Here is a 17,604-nt window from a genome sequence, read left to right as displayed (position 1 = left end):
GGATTCCTTGTTCCGCGTCTGCGCACACACGCTAGATTTCACCGCCGGCAACCGCGATCGCCTGTCCGGTGATCGCGCCGGCACCCTCGCCGCATAGCCAGAGCACCGCGTCGGCAACCTCCTGAGGCGTGATCAGACGCCCTTGCGGATTATGTTTCGCAAGCTCGGCGATCGCCTGCTCGCGGGTTCGGCCGGTCTTCTTCATGATGTTTTCGATGCTACCGGCGACCAGGTCGGTGTCGGTGAAGCCGGGACACACCGCGTTCACAGTCACGTTGCTTCCGGCCATTTCGAGCGCAAGCGAACGCACCAGTCCGACCACGGCGTGCTTGGCGGCAGCGTACGCGCTGACATACGCGTAGCCCTTGAGACCGGCCGTGGACGCGACCGCAACAATGCGGCCATAGGGGCGGTCCTTCATCCCCGGCAACACGCCACGGATGGCATGGACCACGCCCATGAAATTAACGTCCATCATGCGGTTGAAGAGGGCGTCGTCCGATTTCGCGAACGGTGCCGATTCAGCGCTGCCCGCGTTGGCAATCAGGATATCGATCGGCTTGCGCGCACCCGCTTCAAGGATGGCCGCCTTCAACGACGCTTCGTCGGAGACGTCGGCAACAGCTGAAATATGCGCGGAGCCTGCGTCGACGACTTCGGCAAGGCTCGCCGCATTCCGGCCGAGCACGGTTACGGTCGCGCCAGCGCCGACGAGAGAAGCGGCTATCGCGCGGCCGATGCCGCGACCGCCACCGGTCACCAGCGCGTGCGGCGAATGCGGCAATCCGGACATGCGCTGGCTCCCTAAGATGCTGATCGTTCCCTCGATATATTTTAACCTTCAAATTTTTGCAACGAAAGCGCCGATCGATATCGCGAACACCCGCACGACGACCGGCCCGAAAATTGCTTTAAGTATAAAATTATCCCTTCCCATCGCCGGCAAGCCTGTTAGCATCAACGGGCCAAGCAAAAGGATGTCGCGTGTCGCAGCCTGCGCCAATGATAACAAAAGACGGACGCTTCGCCTACGAAGCCGCGGGCGATCCGGGCGCAACACCTTTGATTTTCCTGCATGGCATTGGCGGCGCGGCGCGAGCCTGGCGACACCAGCTTGCCACATTCGGTAACCGCTTTCGCGCGATCGCATGGGATATGCCGGGCTATGGCGGTTCGGCGCCGCTCGCCAGCGTCAGCATCGCTGCGCTGGCGGATGCGCTCCAACAATTCATTGAGCAGCTCGACGTTAGCAGGCCTGTACTGGTTGGCCATTCGATCGGCGGCATGATCGTCCAGAAATGGTTGGTGCAGTCGCCGAAACCGGCGCGCGCGGTCGTGCTGGCGCAGACCAGCCCGGCCTTCGGCAAGGCCGACGGCGACTGGCAGAGATCGTTCATCGCGGCGCGCCTTGGGCCGCTCGATAGCGGAGAAACGATGAAGTCGCTCGCACCCTCGCTGGTAAAGGAGCTGGTCGGCGACGATCCCGATCCTGAGGGCATGGAGCTCGCTCGCGACTGCATGGGGAGCGTGCCTGAGGCCAGCTATCGCGCCATGATGCTGGCTCTCATCGGCTTCGATCAGCGCAGCACGCTCAAGAATATTTCCGTCCCGACGCTGCTGCTGTCGGGTTCCAAGGACAACAACGCGCCTGCGTCGATGATGGCGAAGACGGCGACATACATCCCTGGAGCTGAATATGTCGAGCTCGCAGGCGTTGGCCATCTCGCCAATCTCGAACGCCCTGATGCCTTTGACGAGGTTCTGGGCCGTTTCCTGAACTCCATCACGGCAAAAGCGTAAGGCGGGATTCTGCCATGACCATGCAAGTCCGCAAGAACATTGGCGCGAGCGACAAGGTCGTGCTCGATGCTCCGATCTTCGATCCCGTGGCATTCCGCCTGAGCGACGAGCAGGCCGCGATCATCGCGCGCGCCCGCGAGATCGGCCAGACCGTGTTCGCGGGCCGCGCCGCGACCTACGATCGCGAGGCGACCTTCCCGACCGAGAATTATCGCGATCTGCATCGCGTCGGCCTGCTCGGCATTGCCGTCCCCAAGAAGCACGGCGGTCTCGGCGCGAACTACCAGACCTATGCCTTGGCAGCGGCCGAGATCGGCCGGTACTGCGGCGCGACCGCGCTGACCTGGAACATGCATGTCTGCTCGACCCTGTGGTCGGGCCCCCTCGCCGACGATCTCGATATGGACGCGGACACCCGCGCTGAGCACGAGCGACGGCGCGCGGTTCACTACAAGCGCATCGTCGAGGACGGTGCGATCTATTCACAGCCCTTCTCCGAAGGGGGGGCAGCGGCCGCGGGCGGCGTCGCTTTTGGCACGGAGGCAAGGCCGGTCGCGGGTGGCTGGATCGTCAACGGCAAGAAAATCTTTGCATCGCTTTCCGGTCATGCCGACTATTACGGCGTGCTCTGCACCGAGATCGAGGAAGGCGCGAAGGCATCGCGACGCAATACGCTTTATCTGGCCATCTCCGCCAGGTCGGAAGGCGTCTCCGTCGTGGGCGATTGGGATCCGCTCGGCATGCGGGGAACAGTCTCCCGGACGCTCCTGTTCAAGGACGTGTTCGTGCCGGAGGATTCCGCGCTGATGCCGCGCGGCGTCTATTTCCAGGCCGCAATGCGCTGGCCGCACATGTTCCTGACGCTGTCGCCGACCTATATGGGCCTGGCGCAAGCCGCCTACGATTTCACAGTACGGTACCTGCGCGGCGAAGTTCCGGGCATGCCGCCCGTGAAACGCAGGATGTACCCGACCAAGCAGATCGCGGTCGCGCAGATGCAGATCAAGCTCGAGCAGATCAAGGCAATCTGGTTCCAGGCCGTGACCGAAGCCCGCGCCAATCCGAGCAAGGAACAGGTTCTTCGCTCCTATGCCGCGCAATATTCGGTGATGGAGGGCGCTAATGAGCTCGCCGCGCTCGCGATCCGCACTTGCGGTGGTCAGGCCATGCTGCGGTCATTGCCGCTGGAGCGGATCTATCGCGACAGCCGCTGCGGCTCGCTGATGCTGCCCTGGACCGCCGAGCTCTGCCTCGACCGGATCGGACGCGAGGCACTGTACGAAGCCGGCGAGACGGACGACTGACGGTGGACCTCTGTAGTCTGATCGATCGCAACGCGGCGTTCGCGCCAGACAAGACGGCCATTGCCTTCGAAGGCGAACGGCTGAGCTATGCGGCATTCGCCGCTCGCATCGAACGGACCGCAAGCGCCCTGAAGCGGGAGCTCGGCGTCGGCCGCGGCGACCGCGTCGCGATCTTGAGCCTGAACCGGCCGGACTACCTGGTCCTTCTCTACGCTTGCGCGCGGCTCGGGGCGATGCTCGTGCCGCTGAACTGGCGGCTGGCCGTCGCCGAGCAGCTGTTCATTCTGAGTGACGCCGGCGCCAAGGTCCTGGTGCTCGAGCAGGCATTTGCGGAAGTCCTTGCCGAACTTGGGCGGACCGCGCCGGGAATATCCGTCGTCGGCCTCGACTTCGAGCCCCCTGGCGGCACGACGTTTCAAAGTCTGCTGGAAGACAGCGAGGGCAATGGCGGCAACCCGCACACCGATCTCTCCTGCCCGCTCCTCATCGTCTACACGTCGGGAACGACGGGACGGCCAAAGGGCGCGGTGCTGCGGCAAGAGGCGCTGTTCTGGAACGGCGTCATGAGCCAACATATGCACAACATGACGTCTGACGATCATGTGCTGACCGTGTTGCCGTTCTTCCACGTCGGCGGCCTCAATATCCAGACCACGCCGGCGCTGCAACTGGGCGCAACCGTCACGGTCCACGCCCGCTTCGCGCCGGATACGGCGCTCGCGGCGATCGAGCGCGAGCGGCCGACGCTGACCGTGATGGTGCCGACGATCATCCAGGCCGTGAGCGAGCATCCAGCCTGGGCAGCGGCCGATCTCTCGTCACTGAAGGCCGTTGCCACCGGTTCGACCATCGTGCCGCCGCACCTGATCGATCGCTTCACCGCGCGGAGTGTTCCCGTGCTTCAGGTCTACGGCTCCACGGAAACCTGCCCCATCGCGATCTATACGCGCCTCGGCGGCGACCTCTCGCGGGTGGGATCGACCGGAATTGCCGGCTTGTGTTGCGAAGCAAAGGTCATCGATCAGGCTGGCGCCGAGATGCCGCCGGGCACGCCGGGCGAGATCGCAGTGCGCGGCGCCAGCGTGTTCTTCGAATATTGGGGCAATGCCGACGCCACGCGCGATGCGCTGCACGACGGCTGGTTTCGCACCGGAGATGTCGGCCTGTGCGATGCGGACGGTTATTTCTGGGTGCGCGACCGCAAGAAGAACTTGATCATTTCCGGCGGCGAGAATGTCTATCCGGCAGAGGTCGAGCGCGTCCTGCTCGAACATCCCGATGTCAGCGAATGCGCCGTGATCGGCCGGCCGGATCCGCGCTGGGACGAAGTCCCCATCGCCTATGTGATCCGGCGATCCGGCTCCCGGCTCGAGGCGGATGAGCTCAGAACACACGTCCAGGCGCAGCTCGCGCGCTACAAAGTTCCACGCGAAATCGTCTTCGTCACCGACCTGCCGCGCACGGCGCTGGGCAAGGTCCAGCATTTCCTGCTGAAGCAGCTCGATGCGCAATCGCGCGCGCAAGGAGAAACATCTTGAAGATTACGGTTCTGGGCGGGGGAAACGGCTCTTTCGCGGCCGCGGGCGATTTTGCGCTGTCGGGGCATGAGGTCCGGCTCTGGCGCCGCGACGCGGATCAGGTCGCCGCGCACCGCGCCGCCGGCTCGCGCATCGTGGTCAAGGATCATAACGGTCGCCACGACGTGAAGCTCGCGCTGGTCACGGCCGACATCGCCGAAGCCGTTGACGGCGTTGAGCTGATCCTCTGCCCTGCCCCCGCCTTCGCACAGCCGGACATTGCCCGCCTGCTCGCTCCGCATCTGCGGGACGGCCAGGTCGTATTTCTGCCGCCGGCGACATTCGGCTCGATGATCTTCGCCCAGACCGCCCAAGATGCCGGCAACCGCGCGAAGCCAAGCTTTGCCGAGACCGGCACATTACCCTGGCTGACCCGCAAGCACGGACCGTTCGAGGTCGCGATCACCATCCGCGCCAAGCGACTTCCGGTCGGCGTGTTTCCGCTCGATCAGGCGCCGCATGCACTCGAAGTCATCGGACGCGCATTCCCGGGCGTGATCGAACCGTGTGGGGACGCGCTGTCCGGAGCGCTGATGAATGCAGGACCCATCATCCATCCGCCGTTGATCGTGATGAACGCCGGTCCGATCGAACATTTCGAGCGCTGGGACATTCACAAGGAGGGTACGCAAGCCGCGATCCGTCGTGTCACTGACGCGCTCGACGCGGAACGCATCGCGGTGCGCGAGGCACTCGGTTACAGTGCACCGCATTTTCCGCTCGCGCACCATTATGCCAAGGAAGGCGAGATCTGGATGTATGGCCGCGGCTCGCACGACCGGCTGACCGATTCCGGCGACTGGCGCGAACGGATCGTGCTGACCGAGCACCGCTACATGCGGGAGGACCTGCGGCTCGGGCTGTCGCTGCTGGTGTCCGTCGCCGGCCTGGCGGGCGTCAACACACCGCTGGCCAAGGCGTTCCTGTCGATCGGCGGCGCGATCTGCGGCGAGGATTTTGCGCGAGGCGGCCGAACGCTCGAGACACTCGGGCTCGGCAATCTCGGGAAGGCCGAACTGCAGACGCTGCTTCGCAATGGATTCTGATCGATGACAAATCGCGTCAATATCGTGTGTCTCGGGGCTGGCCGCATGGGGCGCGGCATCGCCGTCGCGTTCGCTTACGCCGGGCACAGCGTCACGATGATCGACATCAAGACGCGTTCGGCTGAGGACTTCAGCAAGCTGGAAGCGGACGCGCTCGGCGAGGTCAGAAAGACCTTCGCCAGCCTGTCCAAGCTTGGTCTACTGACCGAAGCGGACGTTGCCCCGCTCATTGCGCGCGTCTCGGTGGCGGCAGCCGGCAAAAGCGCTGCAGCGCTCGCCGAGGCCGGTGTCGTCTTCGAGGGCGTTCCTGAGGTGGTCGAGCTCAAGCGCGAGGTGCTGGGGTCAGCGTCAAGGCAAGTCGGCCCGGACACGATCATTGCATCGACGACGTCGACGATCCTCGTCGATGATCTCTCAGGCGCAATCGTGAATCCTCGCCGCTTCCTCAACGTGCATTGGCTCAACCCGGCCTATCTGATCCCGCTCGTCGAAATATCGCCCGGCAAGGCCACTGACCCCACCATTGTCGACGAGGTCAAGACGCTGCTCGAGGGCATCGGCAAGGTGCCTGTGGTCTGCGCGGCGACGCCAGGCTTCATCGTCCCGCGCATCCAGGCGCTGGCGATGAACGAGGCCGCTCGCATGGTTGAGGAGGGTGTCGCCAGCGCGGAAGAGATCGACAAAGCGATCCGCTATGGTTTCGGCTTTCGCTACGCCGTGCTCGGCCTGCTGGAATTCATCGATTGGGGTGGCGGCGACATCCTGTACTACGCGAGCCGCTACCTCGAGGGCGCCCTCGGCAGCGATCGCTATCGGGCACCAGAGGTGATCTCGCGCAACATGAATGAGGGACGGATCGGCCTGCGGACGGGCGCTGGCTTCCTCGACTATTCCGGCCTCGATGTCGATGCCTATCGTGTCGAGCGCCTCAAGGCCATGGTCGACTTGCTCCGCCACTTTGGCCTGGCGCGCCCGCCTGTGCTCGATCGCGGTTAGCCGAAGACGTCCTGAAGTACACCTTCTCGAATGACGGCAACGCCGTCGAGTTCGATGGTGGTTCCCATCATTGGCAGGTCGAAATGACCGGCCGTGTAGCGGCCCGCGAACTCATTCGCACCGGTCGAGAACAGGAAGTTGCCGGATACAGCGCGAAGTTCCGTGCCGTTGGTGTCCCGCTGGTCGTACATCGAGAGTGCCTCGTACCGCGCGCCGGGATTCATGCCGAAACCGACATGCGAGACGGCATAGGCTTCGCGATCTCCCCAGGCGGCGAGATAGCTGCGCATCATCGCGGCATCGGTGCCTTCGCCTTCCAGCTCGACGACATAATCGTCCTTTAGCGTCATTTTCACCGGCGAGGCCAGGTAGCGCTTGAAGGTCAGGTTGATATCGCCAGGCGCCATCACCAGCGTGCCGTTGATGGTCCCGCTCTTGGGAAAGCTGACGACAATGCCGCCGGGCCAATGCGCCAGCGTGCCAGGTTTGTCGGTCCAACCCCACACGCCGACCGTGGAGGCCCCGACCATGTCGACATCGAGCGCCGTTCCCGCCTTTGAGGTGACCCGCATCCGCTTCGTTCCGCGCAACATTTTTGCCGCGGCGCGAACACGCTTCTCGAGCGCGAGATCTGGCACCATCCGCTCCAACGCCTCGGGATGCTCGTTGGAGATCACCAGGATCCGAGCGCCGGCCTTGAGGATCTCTGGCGTCTCCACCGCGTGCATCAGGCCTTCGATGGTGCAATCCACCACGAAGCCGGCCTGCTGAAGTGCGGTGATGACCGGACCAAGCCGTTGGATGGCCTCGCTCGCTCCGGTCGAGCGAACCGGAACGATATTCCGATTACGCGGTGTCGGCATCACCACGTGAAACGGCCGCGCCCCCATGCGCAACAGCGCCAGCTCCGCAAGATGCACGTTCAACGCACGCGACTGGGTTTCCGAGAGGATCGCCGCGGTATCGCCGGCCTTAACGGCACATCGCTCAAAGATCTCGCAAAATGCGTCAATCCATTTTGCTTCGATGCGATCAGCCAGCATGGTTCCCTCCCGGTCGTCAGGATTCTTCTTTGTCACGCTTCGGGAAAGCCCCGGAGCAGGTATGACCGCACGACCCCCAAGAGGCCGTTCAGGATCAGCCCCAGCAGCGATATCGTGATCAGGGGGACGAACATGTCCACGGCCTGAAAGGTTCGAGCCGCCGTCACGAGCGCATGACCCAGTCCATCCGTCGACGTGATCATCTCGGCCAGAAACACCACGATGCATGAAATGACAAGGCCGATCCGGCAACCGGTCAGGATCGATGGCATCGCCGCCGGCAGCACCACCTTGAAGAGGATTTCGTAGCGCGGCGTTCCCGCGGCCATGGCCGACCAGATCAGCTTCTGCTCCACGGTCGATGCGCCGTAATAGGTGGACAACAGAATGGGGAAGAGCGCATCGGCAGCCACTAGCGTGATCTTCGACCCGTGGCCGAAGCCGAGCAGCAGCAGCAATGCCGGATAGAGCGCAACCTTGGGCAAGGGCGCTAATACACGTACGATCGGTCGAACGACCGCGTTGATCGCGGGATTGGCAGCGGCGGCGATGCCAATACTGACACCCAGCACGACCGCAATCGCGAACCCGGCAAAGAGCCGGATCAGGGTTGCCGCGATCTCCTGCTGAAACGTCCACGTCACGAGCTGCTCGAGCAGCCGGCTGAAGACGAAGCCTGGCGGCGGCAGCAAAACCGCGGGCGCGAAGCCGAACGACACCAGGCCTTGCCACAACGCGATCACCAGCACGATCGGGGCGATGCCAAGAACGGCGTTTGGGGAGAGAAGACGCGACATCATGAGAAGCTCAGCGGCATGTCGAACTGCGGCTCGGACCAGCGCACGAGCCTGGCACGAACCCTTTCGAAGATCGCGTCGAGGCAGATTCCCATTGCCCCCACGATGATGATCATCGCAAAGACGGTGTCATATTGGCCCATGTCGAGCGCGTTGAACAGGATGTTCCCGGCACCGGACTGACGGGCGATCATCTCGCTGGTGATCATCGTGATCAGCGCCAGCACCAATCCCGTACGACACCCCGTCAGGATTTCCGGCAGTGCCGCCGGCAGCACGATGCGCACCAGACGTTGCGCCGGAGAAAGCCCCATCGCGGCGCCTGACCACAGCATCTTCTCTTCGACCGCCTTGGCGCCCTCGAAACTGTGATAGATCACGGGCAGGCTGACGCCGAGGAAGATCACCAACGTCTTCGTGACGTCGCCAACGCCCAGCCACAGCATGATGATCGGCATCAAGGCCGCCTTCGGCACCGGATAGATCACCATCAGGAGCGGATTGAAGAAGGCCGCGACCGCAGCGCTACGTCCCATCAGGAGACCAAGTGGAATCGAAACACCCACGGCCACGCCAAACCCGATCGCCATGCGGCGGAGCGAGGCCAGGATGTTGATCAGGGATTCCTTGTCGCCAAGGATGTCCGGAATCGCCCGGATCGCCTCGATGGCCGTCGGAAAGCTGTCATTCTTCAGCGCGAGCGACGCGACCTGCCACACCGCCAGCAATCCGATGCAGGCGAGCACCGGGGCGGCGCGCTTGACCATGACAGCCGACGACATCATGCGGGCGCGCCGGCTTCGTCGCTCTCATCGAACATGCGCTCGATGTCGACGACGTACTTCTGGTACCGTGGATCGAGCAACAGCTCGTTGCGGCGGCGCGGGCGAGGCAGATCGATGTCGATGATCTGCCGGATGCGGCCGGGAGATTTCGACATCATCACGACCTTGTCGGAGAGGAAGACGGCTTCGTCGACCGAGTGGGTGACGAATAGCACCGTCTTGCGATCACGCTCCCAGATGTTCAACAGATCGTTCTGCAAGCGCGTCCGGGTATGCGCGTCGAGCGCGCCGAACGGTTCGTCCATCAACAGGACTTCGGGATGGTAGGCGAGCGTTCGCGCCAGCGCGACGCGCTGCTTCATGCCCCCCGACAGCTCCTTGGGATAGAAGTTCTCGTAGCCCTTGAGGCCGACCATCTCGATCAAGGCTTGGCTCTGCGCTTCAGCCTCGGCGGCGCGCACCCCTTGCTGGCGCGGGCCGTACATCACATTGCCGAGCACGGTCTTCCAGGGAAACAGCGCAAATTCCTGGAACACCGGTCCACGATCCGGTCCCGGCCCCGTGATGGCCTGCCCCTTCATCTTCGCCGCGCCGCTGGTCGGACTGACGAAGCCTCCGACAATGTAGAGCAGGGTCGACTTGCCACAACCAGATGGACCGAGGATCGAGACAAAAGCTCTCTCCTCGATCGTCAGCGAGATGTCCGATAGCGCCACATGATCCCTGCGCGCCGAGGTCTGAAAAACCTGCGAGACGCGGTCGATCTCGATGATCGCAGAAGCCGGCTGTTGTCGCGTCACCGGTCTCACCCATTCGCTCGATCTCGAAGGCACTACCTTCATCGCGTCTCTCGCCTCACCCGCGCACGGACATCTCGCAACGTACCCACTGAGCGTCCGTCATCAGCGGCACGAGCTTAGCAAAAAACTTGCCAGATTGGCCGCCGCTTTCGCGCCAGTGCGGCGCGTCATTCGAACCAGGGCCATTCTGCCGGGCCTTCATGCGTCACGGCTCCGCCCGGCGCCTGCCCGACCAGTCGCGCATATTTTGCGAGCGCGCCGGCGCGATGCCGCGGTGATCGCGGTTTCCAATCGCGCCGGCGGGCCGTGAGTTCCTGCTCGTCGACCAGCATATCCATCCGTCGGTTTGCGGCATCAATCCGGATCTTGTCGCCGTCACGGACAAGCGCCAGTGGACCGCCGACGAAGGCCTCGGGCGACACGTAGCCGATGCACATCCCTCGGGTCGCGCCAGAAAACCGTCCGTCGGTGATCAGGGCCACTTTTTCGCCCATGCCTTGCCCGTAGATCAGCGCGGTGACCCCAAGCATCTCGCGCATGCCGGGGCCACCGACCGGCCCTTCATTGCGGATCACCAGCACCTCGCCCGCCTTGTAACTGCGGTCGCGCACTGCTGCGACACAGGCCTCCTCATCCTCAAAAACGCGTGCCACGCCCTCGAAGAACTGGCTCTTCAATCCCGCAACCTTGATCACCGCGCCGTCGGGGCAAAGATTGCCTTTCAGCACCGCCACGCCGCCATCGGGCATGATCGGCGCGCGGGACGCGTAAACGACCTCGCCATCGGGCGCGTTGGCCGCGTCATATTCTTCGGCAAGCGTGCGGCCCGTGATCGTGATGCAGCTGCCATCGATATGACCGCTCCGGATCAGCTCGCAGATGACGACGGCCGCGCCACCGATGTCGTAGACATCCTTCGCCGTGTATTTGCCCCCAGGCCGCAGATTGCCGATCAGCGGTGTTCTGGCAAAAACCTCGCCGACGTCATCGATGCTGAACGCGATGCCGGCCTCATTGGCGATCGCCGGCAGATGCAGTGCGGCATTGGTCGAGCCGCCCGTCGCAGCCACGATCGCGGCACCATTCTCCAGGGATTTCCGCGTCACGATGTCGCGCGGCAGCGGCCCGCCGCGTTCCAGCATCTCCATGATCAGCCGGCCGGCGCGACGCGAGATCTGCGCGCGCTCAGCGTAGACTCCGGGCACCATCGAGACGTTGGGAATGGTGAGGCCCATCGCCTCCGACACCATCCCCATCGTGTTCGCGGTGAACTGGCCGGCACAGGCACCGATGGTCGGCAGGCAGGCGCGCTCGATCCGCTCGAGGGTGGCACCGTCGATCTCGCCAGTCGTGAAGCTGCCGACGGCCTCATAGGAGTCGAGCACCGTCAGCGTCCGCCCGTCCACGCGCCCCGGAAGCGAGCTGCCGCCATAAATGAAAATGGATGGCACGTTGCAGCGAACCATGCCCATCATCACGCCGGGAAGCGTCTTGTCGCATCCGCCATATCCGATCAGCGCGTCGTAGGCGAGGCCATGGACGACCGCTTCGATCGAGTCCGCGATCAGCTCGCGCGAAAACAGGGAGAACTTCATCCCCTCGTGATTCATGCTGATGCCATCGGAAACCGACACGGTTGAGAATTCCCGCGGTGTGCCGCCGGCCTCCTCGATTCCGGTCTTGGCCGCGGCGACCTGAAAGTCGTGCGTCATGTTGCAGGGCGTTTGCTCACCCTTCATGCTGACGACGCCGACCATCGGCCTGGCGATCGCGGCATCGTCGAGACCCATGGCGCGCATGAACGCACGATGCGGGGCTCGGTCGAGACCGTCCGTGGTGACCCGTGATCGCAATTTCTTCATACGTGCATCTTCTTCATGTAGCGTCCCGGATGATCCGGGACGCCGCGATCTTCCGGTTTGGATGATGCGCCTGCTCGCTTATTGCAGCGGAGCAACGATCGTCGGATGCTTGAACTGTGCGACATCCAGCTTGGGCAGCATTCCCGTCTCTGCATAGATGTCCAGCATTTTCTGGATCGCAGGGAAGTTCGGAGCCGCACCCGGATCGCGACCGAAGTCGTTGTCCTTGAGCAAGTAGGTTTCAAGCACTGGAACGGGCGCCTTCAGCACCTCGGACACGACTTTCAAGGTCTCTTCGCGGTTCGCCAGCGCCTTCTTCATGCCCGACGTGATGTCACGGACATAGGCCTTCACCACCTCCGGATTCTTGTCGACGAAATCGGCACGGCAGGCTTCCAGGATGTGCACGATGTTCGGCATGGCCTGCGACAGCGAGAACAGCTTTCGGGTGCCGCCCTTTGCCTCGGCGCGCGCGGCAAACGGCTGGTTCATGTTGACCGCATCGACACGACCCTGGCGGAGCGCGTCTTCGGAGACGGCAAAGCCAACCTCGACCAGCTTGATGTCCTTGGCCGGATCGACGCCATTCTGCTTCAGGAGCAGGTTGAATGGCCCTTGCGTGCCGCCGCCGATCACGGAAATGCCGATCGTCTTACCCTTCAGATCAGCAATGGTCTTGATCGGCGAGTCATCCATCACCGCCCAATAGACCGAAAAGCCGCCGGGCTTCTCGAAGACGTGCTGTGCCACGATATAGGCCTTGAGATTGCCGCCGACCACGCCATTCGCAAGCGACAGCGGCGCCTGCGTTGCGCAATCCAGCGCGCCGGCTGCCAGTGCCTGCGTCATCGGCGCGGTACCTTGAAACTGGGTCCATTCGATGTTGTAGGCCTTTCCGATGTTGGGAAACTCAGCCGGGCGGCGCATCATCCAGTACTTGGATTCCTCGGCCGGAATCGTCCAGCCAACGCGGATCGTCTGTTGCGCCCGCGACGGGCCTGAACCCGCGATCACGGCCGCAACCGCACCCAATGCCATGATCCATCTCGAAACGGTCCGCATCGTGCCCTCTCCGCTGCTCCGGCGCCGACCGGCGCCACCCAACCCGACCGCCCCAAATGTTTCATGGTTCAAACAATCAGGCAAGCCATGCGGGCTCAGCGGTTTCGCCAGGCGACGCGCCATGTAAGGTAAGGCGGCGGTCGCGCGGCGTTGCGCTGCGGCAGAAGGAGGCAACCTATGGCTGATGCGAGCAACACAAACCCGCAAAATGTCGCGAGGCTCGGCTATCTCGGCCTTGGACTCATGGGGACACCCATGTCCCGCCGGCTGCTCAAGGCTGGCCATCAGGTCACCGTTTGGAATCGCTCGCAGGACAAGATGGCTCCCCTCGTCGAGGCCGGTGCAATTCGCGCCGCCACCCCCCGCGACGCGATGTCCAGCTCGGACATCATATTCATGTGCGTGACGGACGCCGCTGCCGTCGAAGAGGTGATCTTCGGGCGCGAGGGCCTTTCATCGGCTCCCGGGGCCGGCAAGCTTGTCGTCGACTTCTCGTCGATCCATCCTGACGCCGCACGCGATCTTGCAACGCGACTGAAACAAGCAAACGGTACGGGCTGGATCGATGCGCCCGTGTCCGGAGGCTCGAAAGGCGCCGAGGAAGGTACACTCGCGATCATGGCGGGCGGAGAAGCCGCTGACATCGAGAGGGTACGGCCCTATGTGCTGTCCATGGCACGCAGATTCACCCACATGGGCCCGATCGGCGCCGGCCAGACCACAAAACTATGCAATCAGGTGATCGTCGGATGCGCGATGGCCGTCCTCGCGGAAGCAACGCGCCTTGCCGTGAACGCCGGAATTGACGCCAACCGATTGCCCGAAGCGCTCGCCGGCGGCTTCGCGGATTCCATCCCACTCCAGCTCTTCGTGCCGCGAATGGTTCAGGGTATCCACGCCCCGCCGCTTGGTCACATCGCGACTATGCTCAAGGACCTCGATACAGTCGCCGACGTCGCGCAAGCGACGTCGACGCCAGTGCCGATGGCATCGCTTGCGGGGCAACTTTTCAGACTGGCGAAGGCAGCGCGAGGCGCGGAAGCCGACGCGCTGGAAATCTACAAGCTCTCAGCGGCAGAGCATCAAGCTGTCTAGGGCGACGTGAAGTGCGTTACGGTGCCTTCTTCCGCTCATCGTCGACCAGAAAGCGACCAAACGCCCCGCGCGCGAAGAGCAGCGGCTCCTTCGCATCGTAGGTATAAGCTTCGACCGCGCCGAGAAAGATCACGTGGTCGCCGCCGTAGTAGCGATTGACGGAGCGGCATTGGAAATTGGCGACGCTGTCTGCCAGCACCGGCGCGCCGCCAAGCCCCGGCGTCCAATCGACACCGGTGAATTTGTCGTCGGACGATTTTGCGAATTTGTTCGCAAGCGCCTGCTGGGAAGCGCCGAGAACGTTGACCGCGAAATGGCTGGCGTTCTGGAACACGGTCAGACTCGAGGAATAGACGACGAGGCTCCATAGAACCAGCGGAGGATTCAGCGAGACCGACGCGAACGAGTTGCAGGTCAGGCCGTAGGGCTTGCCGTCGGCAGCCGCGGCCGTGATGATCGTCACGCCCGTAGCGTAGGTGCCGAGCGCATTGCGAAAATCGCGGGGGTCGATCGGCGAGCTGTCGCTCGCGAGCTCGTTGGCTGGATCGGGAACGGCCGGCTGCTTCGGCAGATCATTCATCGGCCGGCCTCACAGCGTGAGATTCTCGGACGGCAGCCCCAGCGCCACGCGTCCATAATTGGTCCCGGCCGCATCGAAGTTGAATGCGAGATGCGAGTTTATCGCGTGCGCATCGCGGAATTGCCTCTGCAACACGCCAGTCGTGAACAGGCCGCGCGCTCCGCTCGCGGCAAATAGCATGGAGACCGCCTCGGTGCACAGATTCACCGAAAAGGCACCATCGCGCCGATATCTGGTCTTGGTTCCCATGTCAGGCACATGATCGCGCCGCGCATTCGCCATGGCATCCAGACAGGCCGAGCGCATGATCAGGCGCGCCGCGTCGATCTTCGCCGAGGCCTCCGCGATTTTGATCTGCGTGCTTTGAAAATCGCTCAGCTTGGCACGATTGTAGGTTGAAATGCGATGACGCGCGACCTCCGCATAGTCGTCGAGGCACGCCTGCGCATTCCCCAGCGCGACGCCGGAGAGGACGTAAGGAAACAGCGAGAAGACGGGGAGTGTATACAGCGGATTCGGATTGACCTTGCTTCCCGGCGTCGGGCCCCCGGCAAGATCGCCGACGGCAATCGTCATATGGTCGGCCACGAAGACGTCCCTGACCTCCACGTCGCAAGAGCCCGTCCCGCGCAATCCCGCGACATTCCAGGTGTCGAGGACTTTGTAGTCGCCTTTCGGCAGCAGAAAGATCCGATACTCGATGCCGTCTGCCTCATCGTCGGAATAAACAACGCTTGCAAGCATGTTCCATTCGCAGGAGGCGACGCCCGAGGAAAAGGGCCAGCTACCATGCAGCCGGTATCCCCCTTCTACTCTCGTGGCGCGTCCGGCAGGAAAAATGAACGAGGATGCGATCAACGCGTCCGGATCCTGGTCCCAGACCAGATCCTGCGTCTTCTGCTCGAACATGCCCAGCATCCAGTGGTGGCTTGCCAGGTTGGCGAAATTCCAGGCCACCGAGGCATCCGCCGATCCGAGCAGCTCGGCGCAGTCAATCAGGGCGACATAGTCAAGCTCTGCGCCGCCAACCCGTCTCGGCTGAAGCATCCGGAACAGGCCAGCGTCGTGAAGATCCCTTTCGGTTTCCGGCGGAAGGTGCCGCAACTCTTCGGTCCGCGCTGCCCGCTCGCGCAGCTGTGGTACGAGCGCCCGGGCCCCCGCGATCATGGCCGCATAGGCGCGTTCACCGGTTTCCAGTCCGGTGGGCCCACTGATGCTCGGCTCTCGACCAGGCGCCATTCGTATCCCTTGCTTGGGCACATTTATGCGGCCGGTCCCACGCCAAATCAAGCCGATGCAGGACGAGGTGGTACTATGACCATGAGCCTCGTTTCTTGAAGGATACGACGCTGCGAGGGCCGGCATCGCGGAGCCGCGGTCCGAAAGCCGTGCGAGGCCCCTGCCCCATTACGTTCGACGCTCAGGCTCAAGCCGACGTCGAGGCCTTGCCCGTCCCAAAGGCACCCTTTTTGGTGAACTCCGCAATCCGATGCTGATCATAACCGAGCACATCACGCAGCACGACCTCGGTATGCTCACCCAGGAGAGGAGCGGCAACAGGATCAATCGCGCCGGTCAGACTCATCGCAATTGCCGGCTCGATGTTGGGGACCCACTCCGCTTTACGATGCGGAATCCGGCTCAAGCGATGGCGCTCGCGGGCCTCGGGCGCATTGAACCCTTCCTCGACCGTTCGGAGATAGCCGACCGGGATGTTGGCCTGCTTCATCTTCGCCATCCAGTTCTCGAGCGTATCGCCGGCAAAGACTTCCGCGATGGCTGCCCGCAGGAGCTCCTTGTTCTCGGAGCGCGCCTTGCGCGTGGCGAACTGAGGATCCGTGATCAGGTCGGACCGGTTCAGGACCTCGACGACCAGCCGGCGATAGAGTCGGTCGTTGGCGCAGGCCATGTAGAGCGGCCCATCGGAGGCCTCATAGACCCCGACGGTAGGGGATCCGCTCGGTGAATTGCCAAACCGGCCGGGATTCTCGCCGTTGATCAGATAGGCCATGCCGTAGAAACCGGTCATCCCCATCGCAATGTCGAACAGGGCAACCTCGACATGTTGCCCGCGGCCGAGCCGGTCCCGCGCCAGTAATGCCAGCAGGATTGCGTTGCAGGCAGACATTCCCGTTGCCATGTCCACGATCGGCGGGCCGGTACGCACCGCTGGGCCGTCGGCAAACCCGTTAAGCGACATGAAGCCGCTTTCCGCCTGCGTGATGGGATCGAAACCCGGGCGCGAAGCGAACGGTCCGGTGCGTCCGTAGGCGGAGATCGAGCAATAGACCAGCCGCGGATTGAGCGGAGCGACGGCTTCATAGTCGAGGCCGAATTTTCTCATGACCCCGCTCGAAAAATTCTCCACGACGACATCCGCCTTGCGGATCAGGTCGAGCGCGATCTCGCGGGCCTCGGGTACGGTAAGGTCGAGCGCAACGCCACGCTTGTTGCGGTTCAGACTGAGATAAGCGGCACTCTCTCCGCCGATTTCAGCGTGTTCATAGGCGCGCGTGTCATCGCCGCCGTCTGGATTTTCAATCTTGATGACCTGCGCGCCGAAATCGGCCAGCGTCTGTGTGCATGCCGGACCAGCGACGACACGCGTAAAATCGACGACCACTAGACCGTCGAGCGCAGTTTGCCCTCCCGTCGCCCGCGACGAACGTTCCGGCAATTGAGGCTTTGTGGGCATTGGTAGCGCTCCCTTACATCGGCTTATGGCCGCCGAATTTCCTGCAAGAGCAAACTTAAAGCCCGGCTCCGCCGACTTCGCAAGTGCTTGACCCGCATTACTGAAAACGCAAAAAGGCCCGGCAGCCCGTCGGGCTGCCGGGCCGATAGATACTCTGAGCGT

The 17,604-nt window shown here is 63.2% G+C and carries 16 protein-coding genes; 6 read left to right on the top strand and 10 right to left on the bottom strand.

The genetic code is table 11. The features are described 5' to 3' along the window. Positions 1 to 31: 31 nt before the first annotated feature. Positions 32 to 793 (bottom strand): SDR family NAD(P)-dependent oxidoreductase, encoded by a 762-nt coding sequence (locus tag NLM27_RS05645; RefSeq protein ID WP_254142404.1) that lies wholly within the window; start codon positions 791 to 793, stop codon positions 32 to 34. A 191-nt stretch (positions 794 to 984) separates the two neighbouring features. On the opposite strand from NLM27_RS05645, the gene NLM27_RS05640 reads away from it, so the two are divergent. Genes NLM27_RS05640 through NLM27_RS05620 form a run of 5 tightly spaced genes read left to right on the top strand, consistent with a single transcriptional unit; the run spans position 985 to position 6,723 of the window. After that, positions 985 to 1,800, top strand: coding sequence for an alpha/beta fold hydrolase (locus tag NLM27_RS05640; RefSeq protein WP_375142231.1), 816 nt, complete (start codon positions 985 to 987; stop codon positions 1,798 to 1,800). Positions 1,801 to 1,814: 14 nt separating this feature from the next. Continuing rightward, on the top strand, positions 1,815 to 3,104 hold the full coding sequence (locus NLM27_RS05635) for an acyl-CoA dehydrogenase family protein (RefSeq protein ID WP_254142402.1): 1,290 nt from the start codon (positions 1,815 to 1,817) through the stop codon (positions 3,102 to 3,104). Positions 3,105 to 3,106: 2 nt separating this feature from the next. Continuing rightward, a complete protein-coding gene (locus NLM27_RS05630) occupies positions 3,107 to 4,642 on the top strand; it encodes a class I adenylate-forming enzyme family protein (protein WP_254142401.1) in 1,536 nt (511 codons plus the stop codon). Continuing rightward, the gene (locus tag NLM27_RS05625; RefSeq protein WP_254142400.1) at positions 4,639 to 5,727 is read left to right on the top strand and encodes an NAD/NADP-dependent octopine/nopaline dehydrogenase family protein; all 1,089 of its coding nucleotides are present in this window, start codon (positions 4,639 to 4,641) and stop codon (positions 5,725 to 5,727) included. Before NLM27_RS05630 ends, NLM27_RS05625 begins: the two co-directional genes overlap by 4 nt. 3 nt (positions 5,728 to 5,730) lie before the next feature. Beyond that, positions 5,731 to 6,723 carry a 3-hydroxybutyryl-CoA dehydrogenase gene (locus NLM27_RS05620; protein ID WP_254142399.1) on the top strand — a complete coding sequence of 331 codons (993 nt, stop codon included), beginning with the start codon at positions 5,731 to 5,733 and terminating at the stop codon, positions 6,721 to 6,723. Here the strand turns inward: NLM27_RS05620 and NLM27_RS05615 are convergent. From NLM27_RS05615 to NLM27_RS05590, 6 genes are all read right to left on the bottom strand, one after another. Continuing rightward, positions 6,720 to 7,766 (bottom strand): peptidase M29, encoded by a 1,047-nt coding sequence (locus tag NLM27_RS05615; RefSeq protein ID WP_254142398.1) that lies wholly within the window; start codon positions 7,764 to 7,766, stop codon positions 6,720 to 6,722. The two genes, NLM27_RS05620 and NLM27_RS05615, sit on opposite strands and share 4 nt — an antisense overlap. A gap of 32 nt (positions 7,767 to 7,798) precedes the next feature. Beyond that, entirely contained in the window at positions 7,799 to 8,566 is a 768-nt protein-coding gene (locus NLM27_RS05610) for an ABC transporter permease (protein ID WP_254142397.1), read from the bottom strand. Further along, on the bottom strand, positions 8,563 to 9,348 hold the full coding sequence (locus NLM27_RS05605; RefSeq protein WP_254142396.1) for an ABC transporter permease: 786 nt from the start codon (positions 9,346 to 9,348) through the stop codon (positions 8,563 to 8,565). Before NLM27_RS05605 ends, NLM27_RS05610 begins: the two co-directional genes overlap by 4 nt. Next, positions 9,345 to 10,190 carry an ABC transporter ATP-binding protein gene (locus NLM27_RS05600; RefSeq protein ID WP_254142395.1) on the bottom strand — a complete coding sequence of 282 codons (846 nt, stop codon included), beginning with the start codon at positions 10,188 to 10,190 and terminating at the stop codon, positions 9,345 to 9,347. The genes NLM27_RS05605 and NLM27_RS05600 overlap by 4 nt, the downstream gene beginning before the upstream one ends. Before the next feature lie 125 nt (positions 10,191 to 10,315). Then, on the bottom strand, positions 10,316 to 12,010 hold the full coding sequence (ilvD, locus tag NLM27_RS05595; protein WP_254142394.1) for a dihydroxy-acid dehydratase: 1,695 nt from the start codon (positions 12,008 to 12,010) through the stop codon (positions 10,316 to 10,318). Positions 12,011 to 12,088: 78 nt separating this feature from the next. Then, positions 12,089 to 13,072 carry an ABC transporter substrate-binding protein gene (locus NLM27_RS05590; protein WP_254142393.1) on the bottom strand — a complete coding sequence of 328 codons (984 nt, stop codon included), beginning with the start codon at positions 13,070 to 13,072 and terminating at the stop codon, positions 12,089 to 12,091. 177 nt (positions 13,073 to 13,249) lie between these two features. Here NLM27_RS05590 and NLM27_RS05585 point away from each other — a divergent pair, with 177 nt between their 5' ends. Beyond that, positions 13,250 to 14,167 carry an NAD(P)-dependent oxidoreductase gene (locus tag NLM27_RS05585; RefSeq protein WP_254142392.1) on the top strand — a complete coding sequence of 306 codons (918 nt, stop codon included), beginning with the start codon at positions 13,250 to 13,252 and terminating at the stop codon, positions 14,165 to 14,167. 16 nt (positions 14,168 to 14,183) lie between these two features. On the opposite strand, the gene NLM27_RS05580 is transcribed toward NLM27_RS05585, so the two are convergent. From NLM27_RS05580 to NLM27_RS05570, 3 genes are all read right to left on the bottom strand, one after another. Continuing rightward, positions 14,184 to 14,747, bottom strand: coding sequence for a flavin reductase family protein (locus NLM27_RS05580; RefSeq protein WP_254142391.1), 564 nt, complete (start codon positions 14,745 to 14,747; stop codon positions 14,184 to 14,186). A 9-nt stretch (positions 14,748 to 14,756) separates the two neighbouring features. Then, on the bottom strand, positions 14,757 to 15,986 hold the full coding sequence (locus NLM27_RS05575) for an acyl-CoA dehydrogenase family protein (RefSeq protein ID WP_254148762.1): 1,230 nt from the start codon (positions 15,984 to 15,986) through the stop codon (positions 14,757 to 14,759). Positions 15,987 to 16,173: 187 nt separating this feature from the next. Then, complete coding sequence (locus NLM27_RS05570; protein WP_254142390.1) at positions 16,174 to 17,442, bottom strand: CaiB/BaiF CoA-transferase family protein; 1,269 nt, start codon at positions 17,440 to 17,442, stop codon at positions 16,174 to 16,176. Between the last annotated feature and the right edge of the window lie 162 nt (positions 17,443 to 17,604).

It is taken from the genome of Bradyrhizobium sp. CCGB12, from assembly GCF_024199845.1.
GTDB lineage: Bacteria > Pseudomonadota > Alphaproteobacteria > Rhizobiales > Xanthobacteraceae > Bradyrhizobium.
Note: the sequence above shows the minus strand (reverse complement) of the source record. Positions and strands in the feature narration are given on the sequence as shown.

Bases quoted from the DNA above. Each gene is read 5' to 3' on its own strand.
- NLM27_RS05645 (WP_254142404.1), bottom strand. From the start codon at position 793: ATGTCCGGATTGCCGCATTCGCCGCACGCGCTGGTGACCGGTGGCGGT.
- NLM27_RS05635 (WP_254142402.1), top strand. From the start codon at position 1,815: ATGACCATGCAAGTCCGCAAGAACATTGGCGCGAGCGACAAGGTCGTG.
- NLM27_RS05620 (WP_254142399.1), top strand. From the start codon at position 5,731: ATGACAAATCGCGTCAATATCGTGTGTCTCGGGGCTGGCCGCATGGGG.
- NLM27_RS05615 (WP_254142398.1), bottom strand. From the start codon at position 7,766: ATGCTGGCTGATCGCATCGAAGCAAAATGGATTGACGCATTTTGCGAG.
- NLM27_RS05610 (WP_254142397.1), bottom strand. From the start codon at position 8,566: ATGATGTCGCGTCTTCTCTCCCCAAACGCCGTTCTTGGCATCGCCCCG.
- NLM27_RS05605 (WP_254142396.1), bottom strand. From the start codon at position 9,348: ATGATGTCGTCGGCTGTCATGGTCAAGCGCGCCGCCCCGGTGCTCGCC.
- NLM27_RS05600 (WP_254142395.1), bottom strand. From the start codon at position 10,190: ATGAAGGTAGTGCCTTCGAGATCGAGCGAATGGGTGAGACCGGTGACG.
- ilvD (WP_254142394.1), bottom strand. From the start codon at position 12,010: ATGAAGAAATTGCGATCACGGGTCACCACGGACGGTCTCGACCGAGCC.
- NLM27_RS05590 (WP_254142393.1), bottom strand. From the start codon at position 13,072: ATGCGGACCGTTTCGAGATGGATCATGGCATTGGGTGCGGTTGCGGCC.
- NLM27_RS05585 (WP_254142392.1), top strand. From the start codon at position 13,250: ATGGCTGATGCGAGCAACACAAACCCGCAAAATGTCGCGAGGCTCGGC.
- NLM27_RS05580 (WP_254142391.1), bottom strand. From the start codon at position 14,747: ATGAATGATCTGCCGAAGCAGCCGGCCGTTCCCGATCCAGCCAACGAG.
- NLM27_RS05575 (WP_254148762.1), bottom strand. From the start codon at position 15,986: ATGGCGCCTGGTCGAGAGCCGAGCATCAGTGGGCCCACCGGACTGGAA.
- NLM27_RS05570 (WP_254142390.1), bottom strand. From the start codon at position 17,442: ATGCCCACAAAGCCTCAATTGCCGGAACGTTCGTCGCGGGCGACGGGA.